Consider the following 16116-nt stretch of genomic DNA (forward strand, 5'->3'; position numbering starts at 1 on the left):
TTGATGGGTGCTCAACCGACAGGCTATTCGATACGCGGTCCGAAGCTGATTATTTGGGTGTTCGAAGTGCTTGATCCGGCGAATGGCGCAATACACTCAACGCCCCGCCCGGCCCCAGGAATCGATCCATGGATTGCAGATGCTTACCACGCATATGCGCAGTAAACAGATCGATCAATTCAAGAATGTCGGTACCGACTTCATCGCCACAATAAAGTACCGCCGCGAAGCGCCCCATTATTTCGCCATTGAGACGGGCGCGCTCACGCAGGGCATAGGCAGGTGTTTCTTTTTCCACGCCCTTGAAGATTACAGGCACAAGTGCAACGCCGACGGCGTCAATCAATTCAGCCATATCAAGATCGGCTATTTTCATTACTGCCTCCAACTCAAACTGCAAATGGGGGTCAAGGTGTTCAAGTTCCGGCGGTTGAGTACGGCTCAACGAAAGGCCAACTGGGTGATCGCTCCACCAACGACTCCACCAATACCGGCGGAAATGCCCAGGACCATAATGGCCCGAAACATGACTTCATGAAGTGTCTTGCGTGACTGTTTCTCCAGACGGTCGATGGCCGAACGTTGTTTGACTTCGGCAAGGTTCAATACATTGCACAACTGGCGGTGTGCCTGCACCAACTCCTGGTTTGCCGACAACATGTTCAACCCCAGATTGGAGGCTGCGCTGGCGACTGACTCTCGAATGGCGGCGGCATGAGTCGTCGCTTCACGAATTTCGTCAATGAATGCGTGGTATTCGCTTGGTACAGGTTCAGCCAACGAGTGTACTTCTGAAAGTGGAATGTTTTTGATCGCGGTGTCCATTTACTACCTCAACAGTGCCGCTCATAAATCATCGACGTTATTGTTCAACGTGGCGCCGTTTTTTCCGGAAAGTGTTTACGAAAGCAACAAAGCGGCAAGCCTGTCGCTCTGTCGCTTTCAAGGCCCGGTCAACTCAAGTCAGGAATTTCCTGGTCAATTCCGCCATTGCTATAGCCAGCCTGGAAAGCTCATTACTGGCCGCCGCCGTTTGATGGGCGCCTGCAGACGTTTGCATCGAAAGATCGCGGATGCTGATCAAGTTGGAATCGACTGAACGAGCCACTTGGGCCTGCTCTTCGGAGGCAGTGGCAATCAGAAAGTTTCTCTCGTTGATATCGGTAATTGATTTTGCGATGACGGCCAACGCCGCGCCGGCTTCCTGAGCAACGCCGAGGGTGTCCTGGGCGTTGATACAGCTCTGCGACATGGCCAGCACGGCCTGTTCGGCACCGACCTGAATGTCGCCGATCATGCTTTCGATTTCCTTGGTGGACTCCTGGGTGCGATGCGCCAAGGCTCTCACTTCGTCCGCCACCACCGCGAAGCCACGGCCCTGATCACCGGCCCGGGCCGCTTCAATCGCGGCATTCAAGGCCAGGAGATTGGTCTGTTCGGCAATGGCGCGGATCACATCCAGCACCTTGGTGATGTTCTGCGCCTTGCCTGCCAGCCCTTCCACTTGCGCACTGGTGTTCTCGACGATCGACGTCAGTTTGCGAATGGCTGCAACGGTCTCTGTGACCCGCTCGGAACCGGTGCGAGTCGATTGCTCGGAGACTTGCGCGGATTCCGACGCAGACACCGCATTTCGCGCAACTTCTTCAACGGCCACGGTCATTTCGTTGACCGCCGTCGCCGCTTGTTCGATCTCATTGTTTTGTCGCTGCATGCCGTGATTCGACTCTTCAGTCACGCTGTGCATCTCTTCTGCGGCCGACGCCAGCTGGGTGGATGAATCGCCGATGTGTCGGATCGTTTCACGCAGGCTGGCTTGCATGGCAGCCGTAGAAACCATCAGATCGGTCAGTTCATCATTTCCGCTTAACTGGACATCGTTCCTGAGGTCACCTTCGGAAATTTTCTGGTTGATTGCCAGAACGGTGAGCAACGGCACACTGATACTTCTTGCAAATGCAATACCGAGCAGTACGCTCATCACCAGGATGGCCCCACTCAGTCCAATGATGGTTTTTATGGAACTTTGATAAGTTTCTTCTGAATCGATGCCTGATTGTTGACCGCCCAAACGGTTCAGCTCTACCAGTTTGCCAATGGTCAATTGCAGCTCGTTGGTGGGCTGGCGAATGGCAGTATTAATAAAGGCTATTGCTTCATCCTGCTTTCCGGCTTCTATGAGCGTCAAGAGCGTGTCCAACTTGCTGGAGTAATTCGCCATACCAGCCTTGGTCGTTTCATAGATCTGTTGCTCTTCGCTGCTACTGACTTGTTGCTGATAACCGCCCAACAGCTGTTCAAGTTTCGCTCTTGTATTGGTTATGGTGTCGAGCGACGACTTTCGCACCTCTTCGTTATTGGCACTAATGGCGCGGAATGACTCAAGTCGTAATCTCAGTACCATGGATTCAATCTGGCTGGCCTGACGCACACTCTCCATCCAGTTCTTTTCAATTTCAACCGCCGCCGCTCGCACCCTGCCCGTTTGCCACAGCGAAATACTACCGAGCATGATGACCAGTATATTTATTATCAAAAACACCAACAAAGCGCGGTGGGTCAGCCTGAACCTTCTAAGCAGCATATTTTCAACCTTTACGGCAGTGTCTTACAAAACCGGCGACATCATTGTTTTAGGCAATTTTCCCGAAACATGGAGCCGCGCGAGATCGTAACGAACATTGAAAAACAGTTTAGATTCAGCTTAAACAGGCATGACTCAGCGAGCTATCAGGCAATCCTTAAAGTCATGTATTGAGCCCTGCAAATCCCAACAGGCACTCAACATTCCGGTGAATTTTTGCAGCGGCATCGGAGGGGCATTGAAAGGTTCCTGCACCTCATCACAATCAATACGCTGCAACAGCGCAATTTCTTCTGCAGTGGTTATTCCGCCCGCTATAACCGGCAGCCCTGACTGATGACTTTGCGCAACAATGCTCGCCAATGAAGCGGCTACTTTTTCATTGGCCACAGCGCTACGCACAAGAGGCGGGAATATCCTGATTTCACTGAACGGCGGTGGATCGGGATTCAAATAGCGACTGTAACCCTGACCGCGATCATCATGAACAACGCCAAAGCCGGTGCTGCGCAGCTGTTCCATAGCGCCGGCCAAATGGTTCCAGCCCTCGACGGTCGAACCCCTGGTCAACTGAAATCCGATCAGCCGGGGTTGCCCATAGAGACTGACTACCTGCTGATAGAGTCGATCGGACATGCCTGCACGGCACAACAAGTGTCCAGGCAATTCGATCCAGACGGGAATTGTGTAGCCCAGATGCAGCCAGGTGGTCTGTGCCGCAATCACGCCCTCAAGCATTTGCGTCAGGAGTGCTTCGTCGAAATCGGCATCCGTGTCAGAGGGCAAAAAATCCTTCGCCAGCAGCCTTCCGGTTTGTGGATGACTCCAGCAGGCGACTGCGTCGGCACCGCTGATACATCCAGTGCGCAGATTTCTGCGTGGCGTGAACCATGGACGGATCTGATTCTGGTGCAATGCGCTGCTGAGCAATGCAGGATCGTACTGGTGTGTACCGATGCGCCCTTTCTCTGCAACCTCGCGCAGAGCCAGCGATCTGAGATGCACAGCCCGCAGGGAAATCAGATCCATGGGATTTGTTACAACCCCGACCATGATGACACCCGAATGCCTGGCAGCCAGGTTGACATTCAGGATGGCCCGACGGCTTGCGGTATGCAGAATGGCGAGTGCCGGTTTATGCCCAGCAATGGCCAACCTGCGGATCAGTTGTGCGGTTTGCACCTCTGGCATGGACAAGCTGCTCAATACCATGTTGAAGGTCTGCCGCTTCAACAGCTCGATGGCATCGTCGCAGGTGTCAACGACCCTGAGGGTCACATCCCCCATGCCCTCTTCAATGACACGAAAAAAGCTGTGCGGTAGCCGCTCTCCCTCGACAATCAACAAGCTGTACGACATCGATACGTCCCTTGGCAATCCATACCCGGATCGATGCCATTTCTCCATTTAGATCGGGAGGAGCATTCTCAGGTTGAATTGAGCCTGCGTGTCATCCCGCACCCTGCCGTTTTGAATGTCATGTGAAACCGGATTCAGATCCTGATGACAATGTCCGTTCAGGCCTGATCAATTGTCTTGATGACCGACAAAGCTTTCCATCAGCCAATCCTTAAAAGCCACGACGCCCGCAAACCCGGCTAAACCCCACCCTCTTCCTGAGACCGATCCTCCACCCACTCCCAGAACAGTTGATAGCCGACCGCAAGCACCACCGGGCCGATGAACAGGCCGATGATGCCGCTGGTGACCATGCCACCCAATGCGCCGATCAGCACCACCGGCATCGGCACATCGACCCCGCGGCCCAGCAGCAAGGGTTTCAGAACGTTGTCCACCAGGCCCGCCACAAAGATGTAAATGGCGAAGACGATGGTGGCGGTGCTCGGTCCCTCCGTGGCGAACACCCAGATGATCACCGGTATCGTGATGATGGTCACCGGCAGCTGCATGATGCCCAGCAACAGCACCCCCAACGCCATCAGGCCGGCGCCAGGCACGCCCTTGAACACCAGGCCCAGGCCCACCAGCATCATCTGAATGAAGGCGATGCCGACCACGCCCAACGCAACCGCGCGGATTGTTGCGGTGCACAATGCGGCGATTTTCGGCCCTTTCACCGGGCCGTTGAGCCGCGAGGCGATCTGCGACGCGGCATGGCTTCCGGCCTTGCCGTAGGCCATGAAAATCCCGGCGATGATCAACGCGAATATAAAGGTCAGGAACCCCATGCCGACACCCGCCACCCTGCCAAGCAATGCCAGGCTGATGTCCTTGATTTGCGGGATGTATTTGGCGGTCAGGCCGGGAAGATCAGTGGCGGCCTGAAGCCAGATCGCCGACAGCGGCTTGCCGATGACCGGCCATCCGGCGACCGCCTCGTTCGGTGGGGGAATCTGCAGACCCTGGTCCTTGACGATGGTCATGGCGTTATCCACCGAGTCGGCAATCGAAGTGCCCAGCAAGTAAATCGGCACCAGGAGTATCACCACCGAAATCAACACGATCAGCGTGGCGATGCGTCCTTCCTTTTCCCCCAGCGGGCCCATGAGTCTCTGCTGCAACGGATAGAGGGTAATGGCCAGGATCAGCGACCACAGCATCAAGTCCCGGAACGGGCTGAAAATCTGAAAGCAGAACAGCACCAACACCAGAATCAGGCCGGCGCGGATCAACACATCGAGCAGTCCGCGGGTCCAGGTCCTCTCTAATAGCGGGGTGGGCTCCATGGGGGTCTCCTGGCAGTTCGACGAGTAGGTTTGACGTCAGTAAGCCCAGCATAGACGCTCAGGCGGATTCGCGATTGTCCGCCGCGTTTGCCTGAGAAATGGCGGAAGGTAGCCGGAGTCGAACCTGCCCGGGAACGGATGCCGTCCCCAACCGGGTTTGAAGCCCGGCCGCGCCACCGGGCGCGATTACCTTCCTTGAAATCAACCTGCGAATCAGTGCTCTTGGCGGGCCAGCGCGTTGTCCGTGCGGATCTGGCGCCGGTCGCCAAGGCGCCGGGTCAGGCCGAGCCGGTCGAAGTATTCCAGGATCTGTATGCTGCGCTTGCGTCCCAGCCCCACCGCATCGCGAAACGCCGCCACCTGGATCACCGGGTCGTTGTCAGCCAATTGCAACAGCATAGCCGCCAGACTACGGATCAATGCGTCGGTGTAGAACAGGTCACGTACCACCTGATGGACAAGTCCCAACCTGGCCATCTTGCGCAGCAGCGAACGCACGGCCGCCTCGTCCTGCCCCAGATCGCGTACCCACGGTGGATCGAACCCGGCGGCGTCGAACTGCGGTTGCAGTTTTTGCCACAGCTTCTCGTCCTCCTCGCTCAGGCGTAGCTGATGGTCAGGCAGATGCAACCAGGGCCCGCTGGCCGTGATACGGCCGTCGGCCAGCAGTTCATCCAGCAGCGCGAGAAACGCCGGGCGTTCCAGCGGCGTCCCGGCGAAGCGCCGCAAACGGTCGCGGTCCGGCCCCATTTGATCCGGCTCCAGTTCATGGAAACGCGCAAGGTGTTGTACCACCCGCTCCTTTAATGTCTGCCAGCGTGCCGCGCCAAACAGCACCGGGCAAAGCCGCGTCTGGATCAGGCGCACGTCTTGTGGCAATACCCAGTTGGCGCGCAGGCAGTTGAACTGGCGCTCCAGGCGTTGGGGATCGAGCCCGGTATCACTGTTGCCCAGCAACACCGGCAGTATCGCTTCCAGGTGCCTGCTGGCGGCCAGGGCCTGCAGCTGCGCCAGCCGTTGCGGGCTGCGACGTTGTCGGGTCGGTGCGAACGGGTCGAGTACCCGTGCGCCGCCAAGGGTGCGTTGTGCGCTCTGGTCACGCAGGATCAGAGGGTCGCCTTTGACCGCCTGAACCGGCGCATTGAGCAGGATTTGCGCGAACATGCGTTCGCCCGGCGCCAGGCTGGCACCTTCAAGCAACGCCACCCGGCCCGTCAGGTCCTGGGTGCCGATATGTACATGCACCGGCTGGAAATGTTCGAGGGCACGGGTTTCGTCGGGCAGCAGGCGCAAATCGATGTCCAGGCGTCTTGTCGGCGCGTACAGCCACTCGCTGGCCAGCCACTGGCCGCGATGAACCTGCTCCAGTGCCAGGCGTTCGGCACTGAGGTTCAATGCCACACGCTGACCGGCCATGGCGGTGCTGGCGGCCTGGTTCTGAGCGTGCAGGCCACGGACCCGAACCGGTTTATCGAGGGGGCCCAGCATCAGTGTGTCACCTACGGCAACCTGCCCCGACACTGCCGTACCGGTCACCACGAGACCCGCGCCGGCCACACTGAACGCCCGATCGATCGACAGGCGAAAGCCGCCGTCGAGGCTGCGTTGCGCCACCTCTTGCTGCGCCTGCAACAGGGCCAGACGCAAGGTTTCGATGCCCTCTCCGGTCCTGCTCGACAATGCGATCACCGGCGCTCCGGCGTAGGGGCCGGGTGCCAACAGACGGGTGATTTGTTCACGCACCGCTTGCACTCGCAAGGGCTCGACCCGGTCACATTTACTGATCGCCACCAATGCCCCTGGAATGCCCAGCAGCTCGACGATGGCCAGGTGTTCCCGGGTCTGTGGCATCACACCGTCATCGGCAGCGATCACCAGCAACACCAGATCGATGCCCTGCGCGCCGGCCAGCATGTTATGGGTGAACCGCTCATGGCCGGGCACATCGATGAAACCGGTCAGGGGGGCGCCCGGCGCCAGCGCTGCGTAGAGGTAGCCCAGATCGATGGTCATGCCCCGCTCGCGTTCCTCCCGGCGCCGGTCACCGGCCTGCCCGGTCAACGCCTCAAGCAACGCCGTCTTGCCATGATCGATGTGCCCCGCCGTGCCGACGATCACCCTGCCCGGCCCTCCACCTGCAATTGATCGAGTTGCGCCAGCCAGGCCGGTTCATCGTCCAGTTGCCGAAGATCGAGCCATAACGCGTCGTCATCGATACGACCGAGCACCGGTATCGGCAAGTCGCGCAATGCCGCTTCCAGCGCGAGCAGGTATCGCCCGCGCAGGCGTTTGGAACACAGCGGACGCAGGCATAACGCCGCGCCGGGCAATCTCGCCACCGGTTGGCTGCCGCTGCCGATCATGCCCAGCGCCGTTACCGCGCTGACGTTCCAGGCATCGCCCAATGCCGCTGCCAACGAGGGTTGCAGGCGTTCCGCCTGGGTGAGGATAGCGGCCTGTGGACGGGTCAGCAGGCGCAGGCTGGGCAGGCGTTCGGCCAGGCAATCCGGATTTCGGTAAAGACCCAGCACCGCTTCGAGGGCCACCAGGGTCAGTTTGTCGACCCGCAGTGCGCGCTTGAGCGGATTTTTCTTGATGCGCGCAATCAGCTCCTTGTGCCCGACAATCAACCCGGCCTGCGGTCCGCCGAGCAACTTATCGCCACTGAAGGTGACGATATCGGCGCCATCGAGCAAGGCCTGGCGCACCGTGGGTTCGGCGGGCAGTCCCCAGCGGGTCAGGTCCAGCAAGCTGCCGCTGCCGAGGTCTTCGAGCAATGGCAAACCATGCCGATGAGCGAGCTGCGCCAGTTCCGCGGTCGGTACGCTGGTGGTGAACCCCTGAATCTTGTAATTGCTCGCATGCACGCGCATCACCAGCCCGCTGCGCGGGCCGATGGCCGCCTCGTAATCCTTGGCATGGGTGCGGTTGGTGGTGCCGACTTCGTGCAGTTTGACCCCGGCCCGGGCCATGATGTCGGGAATGCGAAAGGCGCCGCCGATCTCAATCAGTTCGCCCCGGGAAATAATGCCTTCCTTGCGTACGCCCAGACTATTGAGGCTCAGCAGCACCGCCGCGGCATTGTTGTTGACCACCGTCACCGCCTCGGCGCCGGTCAGTTCGCGAATCAGCCCTTCGATCAGATCGTCACGGTCGCCGCGCTTGCCGCTATGCAGGTCGAACTCCAGGTTCAACGGATAACGCGCCGCCATTTGCACGGCATCGATGGCTTCATCGGGCAACAAGGCCCGCCCCAGATTGGTGTGCAGAACGGTGCCGGTGAGGTTGAACACCCGGCGTACGCGACTTCGATGCTGAGTGGCGAGGCGTTCGCTGACCCGGCCGGCCAGCACTTCGGGGCTGGTTTCAACAGCGGCGACCTGACCCTTCAGTACGCCTGCACGCAACTCATCGAGCAGCTGGCGCAACGCGGCCAACAGTGAATCGCGCCCGTAGCGTTCAGCCAGTGGCCGGCATACGGGGTGTCTCAGCAGGCTGTCGATGGAAGGTAATCGTGGTGATTGGCTGGCAGGGTTTGCAGGCATCGGGCGCTCCGGAATTCGAAGGGATTGGCCGGCTCCGGTCAATTTGGCGATTGACGGCGCCTGACCCGGCCCCATCGCGAGCAGGCTCGCTCCCACAGTGGCCTACGTGCCAGAGTGTAGACCCTGTGCTCACTCGTCTCCCGGTGCCAGCAACAGATTCGGCGCAAGCCGCTGGTAACCGTCCTGGGCCAGGCGCATGTCCAGCATCAGGCTGCCCAGGTCCGCCGAGAGGGCTTCGGCGAGCGCATCGTTTTCCAGATAGAGCAATTTGAGGTAACTGTTGCACCCCGGACAGACCTCGGCCCGCAGCGGCGCCTGGTTGGCGGCGTGGCGATCATCTTCGAGGCTGAGGTATTCAAGGCCCTTGCTCTGCTCGCAGTACACACACTTGACCCGCACCACGTGCCATTCGCAGGCACACAGGGAGCAGACCAGATAACGCAAGCCATTGTGTTTGCCGCGATGGCGAATCACCCCGGCCATGGCGGGCGAGCCGCAGGCCGGGCATTGACTGAGGCTGGCGCCGGGCGAGAGTTGCAGGTTCGGCGTACACAAAAGCCAATGGCTCCAGGCCACTTGCAGCGCCGCACCGAGAAACGGCACCAGTGCCGCGGGCACCAGCGAATACTGGCCGCTGACCAGCGCCACCGCCCAGGCGCGGCGTTGTCCCTGGCCCGCTTCGCGCAGCGTTTGCAGGGCATCGAGCACGGCGGGTTGATCGGGGGCGACATAGCGCTGCAACAAGGTATCAAGACAGGCCTGCCAGTCGTCCTCGCGACTCAGGCTGTCGGCAGCAAAGGGTGGCAGTCCGTGCTGCTGGCACAGCTCGATGCGTTGTCGGTCCAGCGGTTCGCTCGCAGGCGGATCGTCCAGTACCTGTTGCTGCGCCCGGCATAGCCCGGCAAGCAGGCGCAGGTAGTCGGCCAGCGGATGCCCCTGGGCCAGCAGTTCGAGACGCTCGGCGCGAAGCGTGAACAGATTGGCAGGTGGCAGGTGCAGAAACGGCGGCGAACTGGCCGCCGCTTCGATTTGCCCGGGTTCGAGGATGGTTGGCAACGGTCAGCCCTTTTTCGTGATCGGTGGTGGCGCAGTCCCGTCGCGCGTTTGCTCACGCGTTACTTCGCGATACCAGAGTTCATGGTGTTTCCTGGCCCAGGCGCGGCTGACCCAACCGTGCAGCATGGCGGCGACCGAGCCCTTGATCCAGATCCCGGCATAGATGTGCACGATGATGCTCAGGATCAGCACGAAGCCTGCCAACGCATGCAACAGCATCGCCCAACGGATGATGGTGATACCGAACCAGGCGCTGAACCAGGCTCGCCAGATCACCAGGCCGCTGAACAGCAACACCAGCATGCACAGCAGTAAAGTCCAGAACAGCAGTTTCTGCCCGGGGTTGTACTTGCCAATGGGCGGCACGCCCTCCTCCTCGTTTTTCATCACCCGGTCGATGCGTTTGAGCCACAGGCGGTCGTTGGCGATGAAGTAGTTGGCACGCCAGAAACGCAAGACCAGTCCCAGGAACAACACAAACATCAGCACGCCCATGTAAGGGTGCAGGATGCGCGTCCACGGCCCGCCGCCGAACAGGTTGCTCAGCCAAAACATGGCGGGATGGAACAGCGCCAGCCCGGACAACCCCGCCATGAAAAACAGGATCGCCACCAGCCAGTGATTGGTGCGCTGGTTGGCGGTGTAGCGCAGGATCTGTTTGCGCATCATGGCCTGTTCTCCCGTTTCGGATCATAGGTGTGCACGGAGGGATCGACTTCATGTACCGCTGAATCGTTCGGCGGTGGCAGTTCATCCTCTTCGACGATTTGCGGCCCGACGCGCACATAGTGGAAGAACCCGGCCAGCACCGCAGCGCCCATGGCCAGCAGCGCCAGGGGCTTGCTCACGCCTTTCCACAGGCCCACCAGCGGGCTGATGGCCGGATCGGCCGGCAGTCCGGCGTACAACCTGGGCGTATCGGCATGATGCAACACGTACATCACATGGGTGCCACCGACACCTGCCGGGTCATACAGACCAGCGTGGTCGAAGCCGCGGCTCTTGAGGTCGACGATGCGTTCGGCGGCATGCTCCTTCATGTCCTCCTTGGAGCCGAAGACGATGGCGCCGGTCGGGCAGGTTTTCACGCACGCCGGCTCCAGCCCCACCGCCACCCGGTCCGAACACAGCGTGCATTTGTAGGCCTTGTGGTCCTTTTGCGAAATGCGCGGGATGTTGAACGGGCAACCGGTGATGCAGTAACCGCAGCCGATGCAATGGTCCTGGTTGAAATCGACGATGCCGTTGGCGTGCTTGATGATCGCTCCGGGGCTGGGGCATGCCGCCAGGCAACCGGGTTCGGCGCAGTGCATGCAGCCGTCCTTGCGGATCAGCCATTCCAGATTGCCCGCGTCGGTTTCGTGCTCGGTAAAACGCATCAGGGTCCAGGTATCGGCCGTCAGATCCTGCGGGTTGTCGTAGGTACCGTGGTTGTGGCCCACCTCGTCGCGCAATTCGTTCCATTCCGAGCACGCCACCTGGCAGGCCTTGCAGCCGATGCATTTGGTGGTGTCGATCAGCTTGGCCACTTCTTCCAGATTGCGCACCGAGGACGGCACGGTGGTGGTGGCCGAGCGGGCAATGATGTCTTGGCTGGCCATTCAGATTTTCTCCACGTTGACCAGGAATGACTTGGATTCCGGGGTCTGGGTGTTGCCATCGCCCAGGAACGGCACCAGGGTGTTGGTCAGGTAACCGTGGCGCGTCAGGCCGGTAAAGCCCCAGTGCAACGGAATACCGATCTGGTGCACCACCTGATTGTTGACCTGCAACGGCCGGATTCGCTTGGTCACCACCGCCACGGCTTCAATGAAACCGCGCTTGCTGCTGACCCGTACGCGGTCGCCGGCGACGATGCCTTTCTCCTTGGCCAGCACCTCGCCAATCTCGACGAATTGTTCCGGTTGCGCGATCGCATTGAGCCGGCAGTGCTTGCTCCAGAAGTGGAAATGCTCGGTCAGGCGATAGCTGGTGGCGGCGTAAGGGAAGTCCTTGGCCACGCCGAGGCTGTCCCACACCGAATCGAAGATCCGTGCCGCCGGGTTGCTGGTCGCTTTCTTGTTTTGCGGGTGCAGCGGGTTGATGCCGATCGGCGTTTCGAACGGCTCGTAGTGCTCGGGAAACGGGCCTTCGTTCAACTTGTCGACGGCGAAGAATCGCGCCACGCCCTCGGGGTTCATGATGAACGGATTCATCCCCGCCTCCGGCGCCACATCAGCCTTGTAGTCCGGCACATCGGTGCCGCCCCAGGCCTTGCCGTTCCACCACACCAGGCGTTTTTTCTCGTCCCACGGCTTGCCTTGCACGTCAGCCGAGGCGCGGTTGTACAGAATTCGCCGATTGGCCGGCCATGCCCAGGCCCAGCCCTGGTGCTGGTGCATGCCGAACGGGTCACTGTTGTCACGCCGGGCCATCTGGTTGCCGGCCTCGGTCCAGCTGCCGCAGAAAATCCAGCATCCGGACGCGGTGCTGCCGTCATCCTTGAGTTGGGCGAACCCGGCCAGTTGCGAATTGGCCTTGATCGCGGCGCCGGTGGCATCGGTGAAGTCGACAGTGGCACTGCCGTTGATCTCCTTGGCCAGCTCCTCGGGCGAAGGCTCGTCGGGGATCTTGTAAGGCCACGACAGCTTGAGCAGCGGGTCGGGATAAGCGCCGCCATTGGCCTGATAGCGTTGACGCAGGCGCAGGAACAATTCGCTCATGATCCGCACGTCAGTGCGCGCCTGGCCTGGGCCGTCGGCGCCTTTCCAGTGCCATTGCAGCCAGCGGCTGCTATTGACCAGCGAGCCGTCCTCTTCGGCAAAACAGGTGGTGGGCAGGCGAATCACTTCGGTGTGGATGTCGGCGCTCTTGACGTCGTTGTAGGGGCCGACATTGCGCCAGAACTCCGAGGTTTCGGTGGACAGCGGGTCCATCACCACCAGCCATTTGAGCCTGGCCAGCGCCGCCGTCACGCGGTTCTTGTCCGGCAAGGCGGCGATGGGGTTGAAGCCCTGGCACATATAGCCGTTGACCTTGCCCTGGCTCATCAGGTCGAAGACCTTGAGGACGTCGTAGTTGGGAATGTCCAGTTTCGGCAGGTAATCGTAGGCCCAGTTGTTGTCGACGGTGGCATTGGCGCCGTACCAGGCCTTCATCAGGCTGACATGGAATTTGCCGTAGTTCTGCCAGTAGGACAGCTGGCCGGGACGCAAAGGCTTTTGCGTGCGCTTGACGATATAGGCGTTGTAGTCCTGCTCGGCATCGAGCGGCAGCGTGAGGTAGCCGGGCAAGGAGTTGGACAACAGCCCAAGATCGGTCAGCCCCTGAATGTTGGAGTGCCCGCGCAACGCATTGACGCCTCCGCCCGGCATGCCGACATTGCCCAGCAGCAGTTGCACCATCGCGGCGCTGCGAATGATTTGCGCGCCGATCGAATGCTGGGTCCAGCCCAGGGCGTAGAGAATCGTCATGGTCTTGCCCGGTTGCGAGCAGGTGGCGATTTCCTCCCAGATTTTCTTCATGGCATCGACCGGCATGCCGCAAATCTGGCTCGCCAGTTCCATGGTGTAGCGGCTGTAATGCTGCTTCATCAACTGATAGACGCAACGCGGGTCCTGCAGGGTCGGATCGACTTTGGCGAAGCCATCCTCGCCCAGCTCATAACTCCAGCCGGATTTGTCGGTATAGAGCCGCTTGGCCGCGTCGTAGCCGCTGAAAATGCCATCTTCGAAGCCATAGCCGGCTTTGACGATGAACGACACGTCGGTGTAGTTGCGCACGTACTCGTGCTGGATCTTGTCCTCGGTCAGCAGGTAATTGATCAACCCGCCCATGAAGGCGATGTCGGTGCCGGTACGAATCGGCGCGTAAAAGTCGGCCACCGAGGCGGTCCGGGTGAATCGCGGGTCGACCACGATCAGCCGCGCCTTGTTGTGCGCCTTGGCTTCGGTCACCCATTTGAAGCCGCACGGATGCGCCTCCGCTGCGTTGCCGCCCATCACCAGAACCAGATTCGCGTTGGCGATATCGCTCCAGTGGTTGGTCATGGCTCCACGGCCATACGTCGGGGCAAGACTTGCCACCGTCGGACCGTGTCAGACACGCGCCTGGTTATCGAACCCCAGCATGCCGAGACTGCGAATGACCTTATGGGTGATGTAGCCCGCTTCGTTGGACGCCGCCGATGCCGCCAGGAACCCGGTGGTCAACCAGCGGTTCACTGTCTGGCCCTGAGCGTTCTTCTCGATGAAGTTGGCGTCGCGGTCGGCTTTCATCAAATCGGCCACACGATCGAGCGCTTCATCCCAGGTGATACGCGTCCACTCGCTGCTGCCGGGCTTGCGCACCTGCGGATATTGCAGGCGCCCCGGACTGTGAATGAAGTCGAGCAGGCCGGCCCCTTTCGGGCACAGCGTGCCGCGATTGACCGGGTGGTCGGCATCGCCTTCGATATGAATGATGTTTTGCGCGACATTCTTCGCGGTATCGCCCTGGCTGTACATGATCAAGCCGCAGCCGACCGAGCAGTACGGGCAGGTGTTGCGGGTCTCATGGGTATGGGCGAGCTTGAAGTGACGCACCTGTTCGGCAAAGGCAGGCGTCGGGGCCATGCCCAACGCGCCCAGGCTAGAGCCTGCAAGGCCGATACCGGCGACCTTGAAGAACTGACGACGGCTGAGGTCCATCGTGCACTCCTGATCAGGTGAAGATCCGGTACGTTGCCGGATTTGCGGGCAAACACGGTTGCGGCAGTCTGGCTGCCGACAGTTGAATTCTAGACAAGGCTGTCGAAATCACCATGAGAGCCGACCGTCGGGCAACGCCCTTCCCCTGTAGGAGCGAGCATGCTCGCGATGGACAACCAGGCACCGCGGCGTGTCAGGCAATCAGCGTTATCGTTGGCGACCATCGCGAGCATGCTCGCTCCTACAGGGATTGGGGCTTATCATGGCCGCCATTAACCGCCCCCGCCTTCACGAGACCGCGCATGACTTTCGATTTTGATCAGGTGTTCGACCGCCACAATACCGGCAGTACCAAATGGAGCCGTTACCCGGCCGATGTATTGCCGATGTGGGTCGCCGACATGGATTTTGCCGCACCGCCGATGATCATCCAGGCACTGCAAAAACGCCTGGAACACCCGATGGTCGGCTACAGCGTGGCCCCGGACAACCTGCGCGAGGCGATCGTCGCCGACCTGTGGAACAAATACGCCTGGCGCGTCGAACCCCAGGAGCTGGTCTTCCTGCCGGGGGTCGAGTCCGGGTTCAACATGGCGCTCAAGGCGCTGGTGCAGGCGCAACAGAATGTCGTGGTGCAGGTACCCAATTATCCGCCACTGCGTCACGCCCCGGGCCATTGGGGCTTGAACAAGGTCGAGCTGAATTTCGACGCGCAAGCCGACGGCACTTACACAACGCCACTGGCTACCCTGAGCCGCGCTTTGCAAGGCGGCGGTGCCCTGCTGCTGAGCAATCCGCACAACCCGCTGGGCAAGGCCTTCCCTCGGGAGGAGCTGCAAGCCATCGCCGACATCTGCCTGGAACAGGACGCCTGGATCATTTCGGACGAGATCCATGCCGAACTCTGTTTCGATGGCCGCAAGCATATCCCGATGGCCTCCCTGAGCCCGAAAATCGCCCAGCGCACCATCACCCTGATGTCGGCGAGCAAGGCGTACAACATTGCGGGGCTGAAAACCTCGTTCATGATCATTCAGGACCGCCACGTGCGCGAGCGCGTCAACCACGCCCGTTGCGGCATGGTCGACAGCGTCAATCCGCTGGGTCTTGAAGCGACCCGCGTAGCCTACAGCGAAGCCGCGCCCTGGCTGGCCGAGCTGAGTGCCTACCTGCAGGCCAACCGCGATTACCTGGTCGACGCCGTACGCACGCGCCTGCCGGGCATCACCATGAATGTGCCGCAAAGCACCTACCTGGCCTGGCTCGACTGCACGGCGCTGGGTCTGGACAATCCGCAGCAGTTCTTCCTTGAGCAGGCTAAAGTCGGCTTGAGCCCGGGCCTGGACTTCGGCGACGACTGCCGCCAGTTCGTGCGCCTGAACTTCGGCTGCCCGCGCTCGCTGCTCGAAGAAGGCATCGCACGGATGGAGCGCAGCCTCAAGGCCTGACTCTCTCGGCTCCGCTCCCCAGCCCCCTGTAGGAGCGAAGCTTGCTCGCGAACAGCGCAATGCCGGTCCTTCACCGTGGTTGCCTGACAATCGCTGTTCGCGAGCAAGCTTCGCTCCTACGGGCATTGG

13 protein-coding genes, 1 tRNA gene and 1 pseudogene are annotated in these 16116 nt (G+C 60.4%); 1 reads left to right on the forward strand and 14 read right to left on the reverse strand.

Annotation, left to right across the window (positions count from 1 at the left end; all coding sequences use genetic code 11):
- Positions 1 to 49: 49 nt before the first annotated feature.
- From ACQKP2_RS03615 to ACQKP2_RS03680, 14 genes and pseudogenes are all read right to left on the reverse strand, one after another.
- Positions 50 to 376, reverse strand: a complete 327-nt coding sequence (locus tag ACQKP2_RS03615) for a hypothetical protein (protein ID WP_427574414.1) — start codon at positions 374 to 376, stop codon at positions 50 to 52.
- A gap of 65 nt (positions 377 to 441) precedes the next feature.
- Positions 442 to 825: a hypothetical protein gene (locus ACQKP2_RS03620; RefSeq protein WP_427574415.1), complete on the reverse strand. Its 384-nt coding sequence runs from the start codon at positions 823 to 825 to the stop codon at positions 442 to 444.
- A gap of 133 nt (positions 826 to 958) precedes the next feature.
- Positions 959 to 1981, reverse strand: coding sequence for a methyl-accepting chemotaxis protein (locus tag ACQKP2_RS03625; RefSeq protein ID WP_427574524.1), 1023 nt, complete (start codon positions 1979 to 1981; stop codon positions 959 to 961).
- Positions 1982 to 2041: 60 nt separating this feature from the next.
- Positions 2042 to 2584: pseudogene (locus ACQKP2_RS03630) on the reverse strand (MCP four helix bundle domain-containing protein); the annotation flags it as partial.
- Between the two features lie 135 nt (positions 2585 to 2719).
- Entirely contained in the window at positions 2720 to 3943 is a 1224-nt protein-coding gene (locus ACQKP2_RS03635) for an EAL domain-containing response regulator (RefSeq protein ID WP_427574416.1), read from the reverse strand.
- A gap of 239 nt (positions 3944 to 4182) precedes the next feature.
- Positions 4183 to 5271, reverse strand: a complete 1089-nt coding sequence (locus tag ACQKP2_RS03640) for an AI-2E family transporter (RefSeq protein ID WP_427574417.1) — start codon at positions 5269 to 5271, stop codon at positions 4183 to 4185.
- A 99-nt stretch (positions 5272 to 5370) separates the two neighbouring features.
- Positions 5371 to 5466 (reverse strand) — tRNA-Sec (locus ACQKP2_RS03645).
- Positions 5467 to 5484: 18 nt separating this feature from the next.
- Entirely contained in the window at positions 5485 to 7389 is a 1905-nt protein-coding gene (selB, locus tag ACQKP2_RS03650) for a selenocysteine-specific translation elongation factor (RefSeq protein ID WP_427574418.1), read from the reverse strand.
- Positions 7386 to 8816, reverse strand: coding sequence for an L-seryl-tRNA(Sec) selenium transferase (gene selA / locus ACQKP2_RS03655; protein ID WP_427574420.1), 1431 nt, complete (start codon positions 8814 to 8816; stop codon positions 7386 to 7388). Before selA ends, selB begins: the two co-directional genes overlap by 4 nt.
- Before the next feature lie 129 nt (positions 8817 to 8945).
- Positions 8946 to 9872 carry a formate dehydrogenase accessory protein FdhE gene (fdhE, locus tag ACQKP2_RS03660; RefSeq protein ID WP_427574421.1) on the reverse strand — a complete coding sequence of 309 codons (927 nt, stop codon included), beginning with the start codon at positions 9870 to 9872 and terminating at the stop codon, positions 8946 to 8948.
- A gap of 3 nt (positions 9873 to 9875) precedes the next feature.
- Positions 9876 to 10541, reverse strand: a complete 666-nt coding sequence (locus ACQKP2_RS03665) for a formate dehydrogenase subunit gamma (RefSeq protein WP_427574423.1) — start codon at positions 10539 to 10541, stop codon at positions 9876 to 9878.
- The gene (gene fdxH, locus ACQKP2_RS03670) at positions 10538 to 11473 is read right to left on the reverse strand and encodes a formate dehydrogenase subunit beta (RefSeq protein WP_427574424.1); all 936 of its coding nucleotides are present in this window, start codon (positions 11471 to 11473) and stop codon (positions 10538 to 10540) included. Before fdxH ends, ACQKP2_RS03665 begins: the two co-directional genes overlap by 4 nt.
- Positions 11474 to 14539, reverse strand: a complete 3066-nt coding sequence (gene fdnG / locus ACQKP2_RS03675) for a formate dehydrogenase-N subunit alpha (protein WP_427574426.1) — start codon at positions 14537 to 14539, stop codon at positions 11474 to 11476.
- Positions 14540 to 14628: 89 nt separating this feature from the next.
- Complete coding sequence (locus tag ACQKP2_RS03680; RefSeq protein WP_427574428.1) at positions 14629 to 14772, reverse strand: hypothetical protein; 144 nt, start codon at positions 14770 to 14772, stop codon at positions 14629 to 14631.
- Between the two features lie 69 nt (positions 14773 to 14841).
- On the opposite strand from ACQKP2_RS03680, the gene ACQKP2_RS03685 reads away from it, so the two are divergent.
- Positions 14842 to 15987 (forward strand): MalY/PatB family protein, encoded by a 1146-nt coding sequence (locus tag ACQKP2_RS03685; RefSeq protein ID WP_427574429.1) that lies wholly within the window; start codon positions 14842 to 14844, stop codon positions 15985 to 15987.
- Positions 15988 to 16116: the final 129 nt, after the last annotated feature.

This window comes from Pseudomonas sp. NPDC089569, from assembly GCF_050280625.1.
Classification (GTDB): Bacteria; Pseudomonadota; Gammaproteobacteria; order Pseudomonadales; family Pseudomonadaceae; genus Aquipseudomonas.

Bases quoted from the DNA above. Each gene is read 5' to 3' on its own strand.
- ACQKP2_RS03615 (WP_427574414.1), bottom strand. From the start codon at position 376: ATGAAAATAGCCGATCTTGATATGGCTGAATTGATTGACGCCGTCGGC.
- ACQKP2_RS03620 (WP_427574415.1), bottom strand. From the start codon at position 825: ATGGACACCGCGATCAAAAACATTCCACTTTCAGAAGTACACTCGTTG.
- ACQKP2_RS03625 (WP_427574524.1), bottom strand. From the start codon at position 1,981: ATGAGCGTACTGCTCGGTATTGCATTTGCAAGAAGTATCAGTGTGCCG.
- ACQKP2_RS03635 (WP_427574416.1), bottom strand. From the start codon at position 3,943: ATGTCGTACAGCTTGTTGATTGTCGAGGGAGAGCGGCTACCGCACAGC.
- ACQKP2_RS03640 (WP_427574417.1), bottom strand. From the start codon at position 5,271: ATGGAGCCCACCCCGCTATTAGAGAGGACCTGGACCCGCGGACTGCTC.
- selA (WP_427574420.1), bottom strand. From the start codon at position 8,816: ATGCCTGCAAACCCTGCCAGCCAATCACCACGATTACCTTCCATCGAC.
- ACQKP2_RS03665 (WP_427574423.1), bottom strand. From the start codon at position 10,541: ATGATGCGCAAACAGATCCTGCGCTACACCGCCAACCAGCGCACCAAT.
- fdxH (WP_427574424.1), bottom strand. From the start codon at position 11,473: ATGGCCAGCCAAGACATCATTGCCCGCTCGGCCACCACCACCGTGCCG.
- ACQKP2_RS03680 (WP_427574428.1), bottom strand. From the start codon at position 14,772: ATGCTCGCGATGGTCGCCAACGATAACGCTGATTGCCTGACACGCCGC.
- ACQKP2_RS03685 (WP_427574429.1), top strand. From the start codon at position 14,842: ATGACTTTCGATTTTGATCAGGTGTTCGACCGCCACAATACCGGCAGT.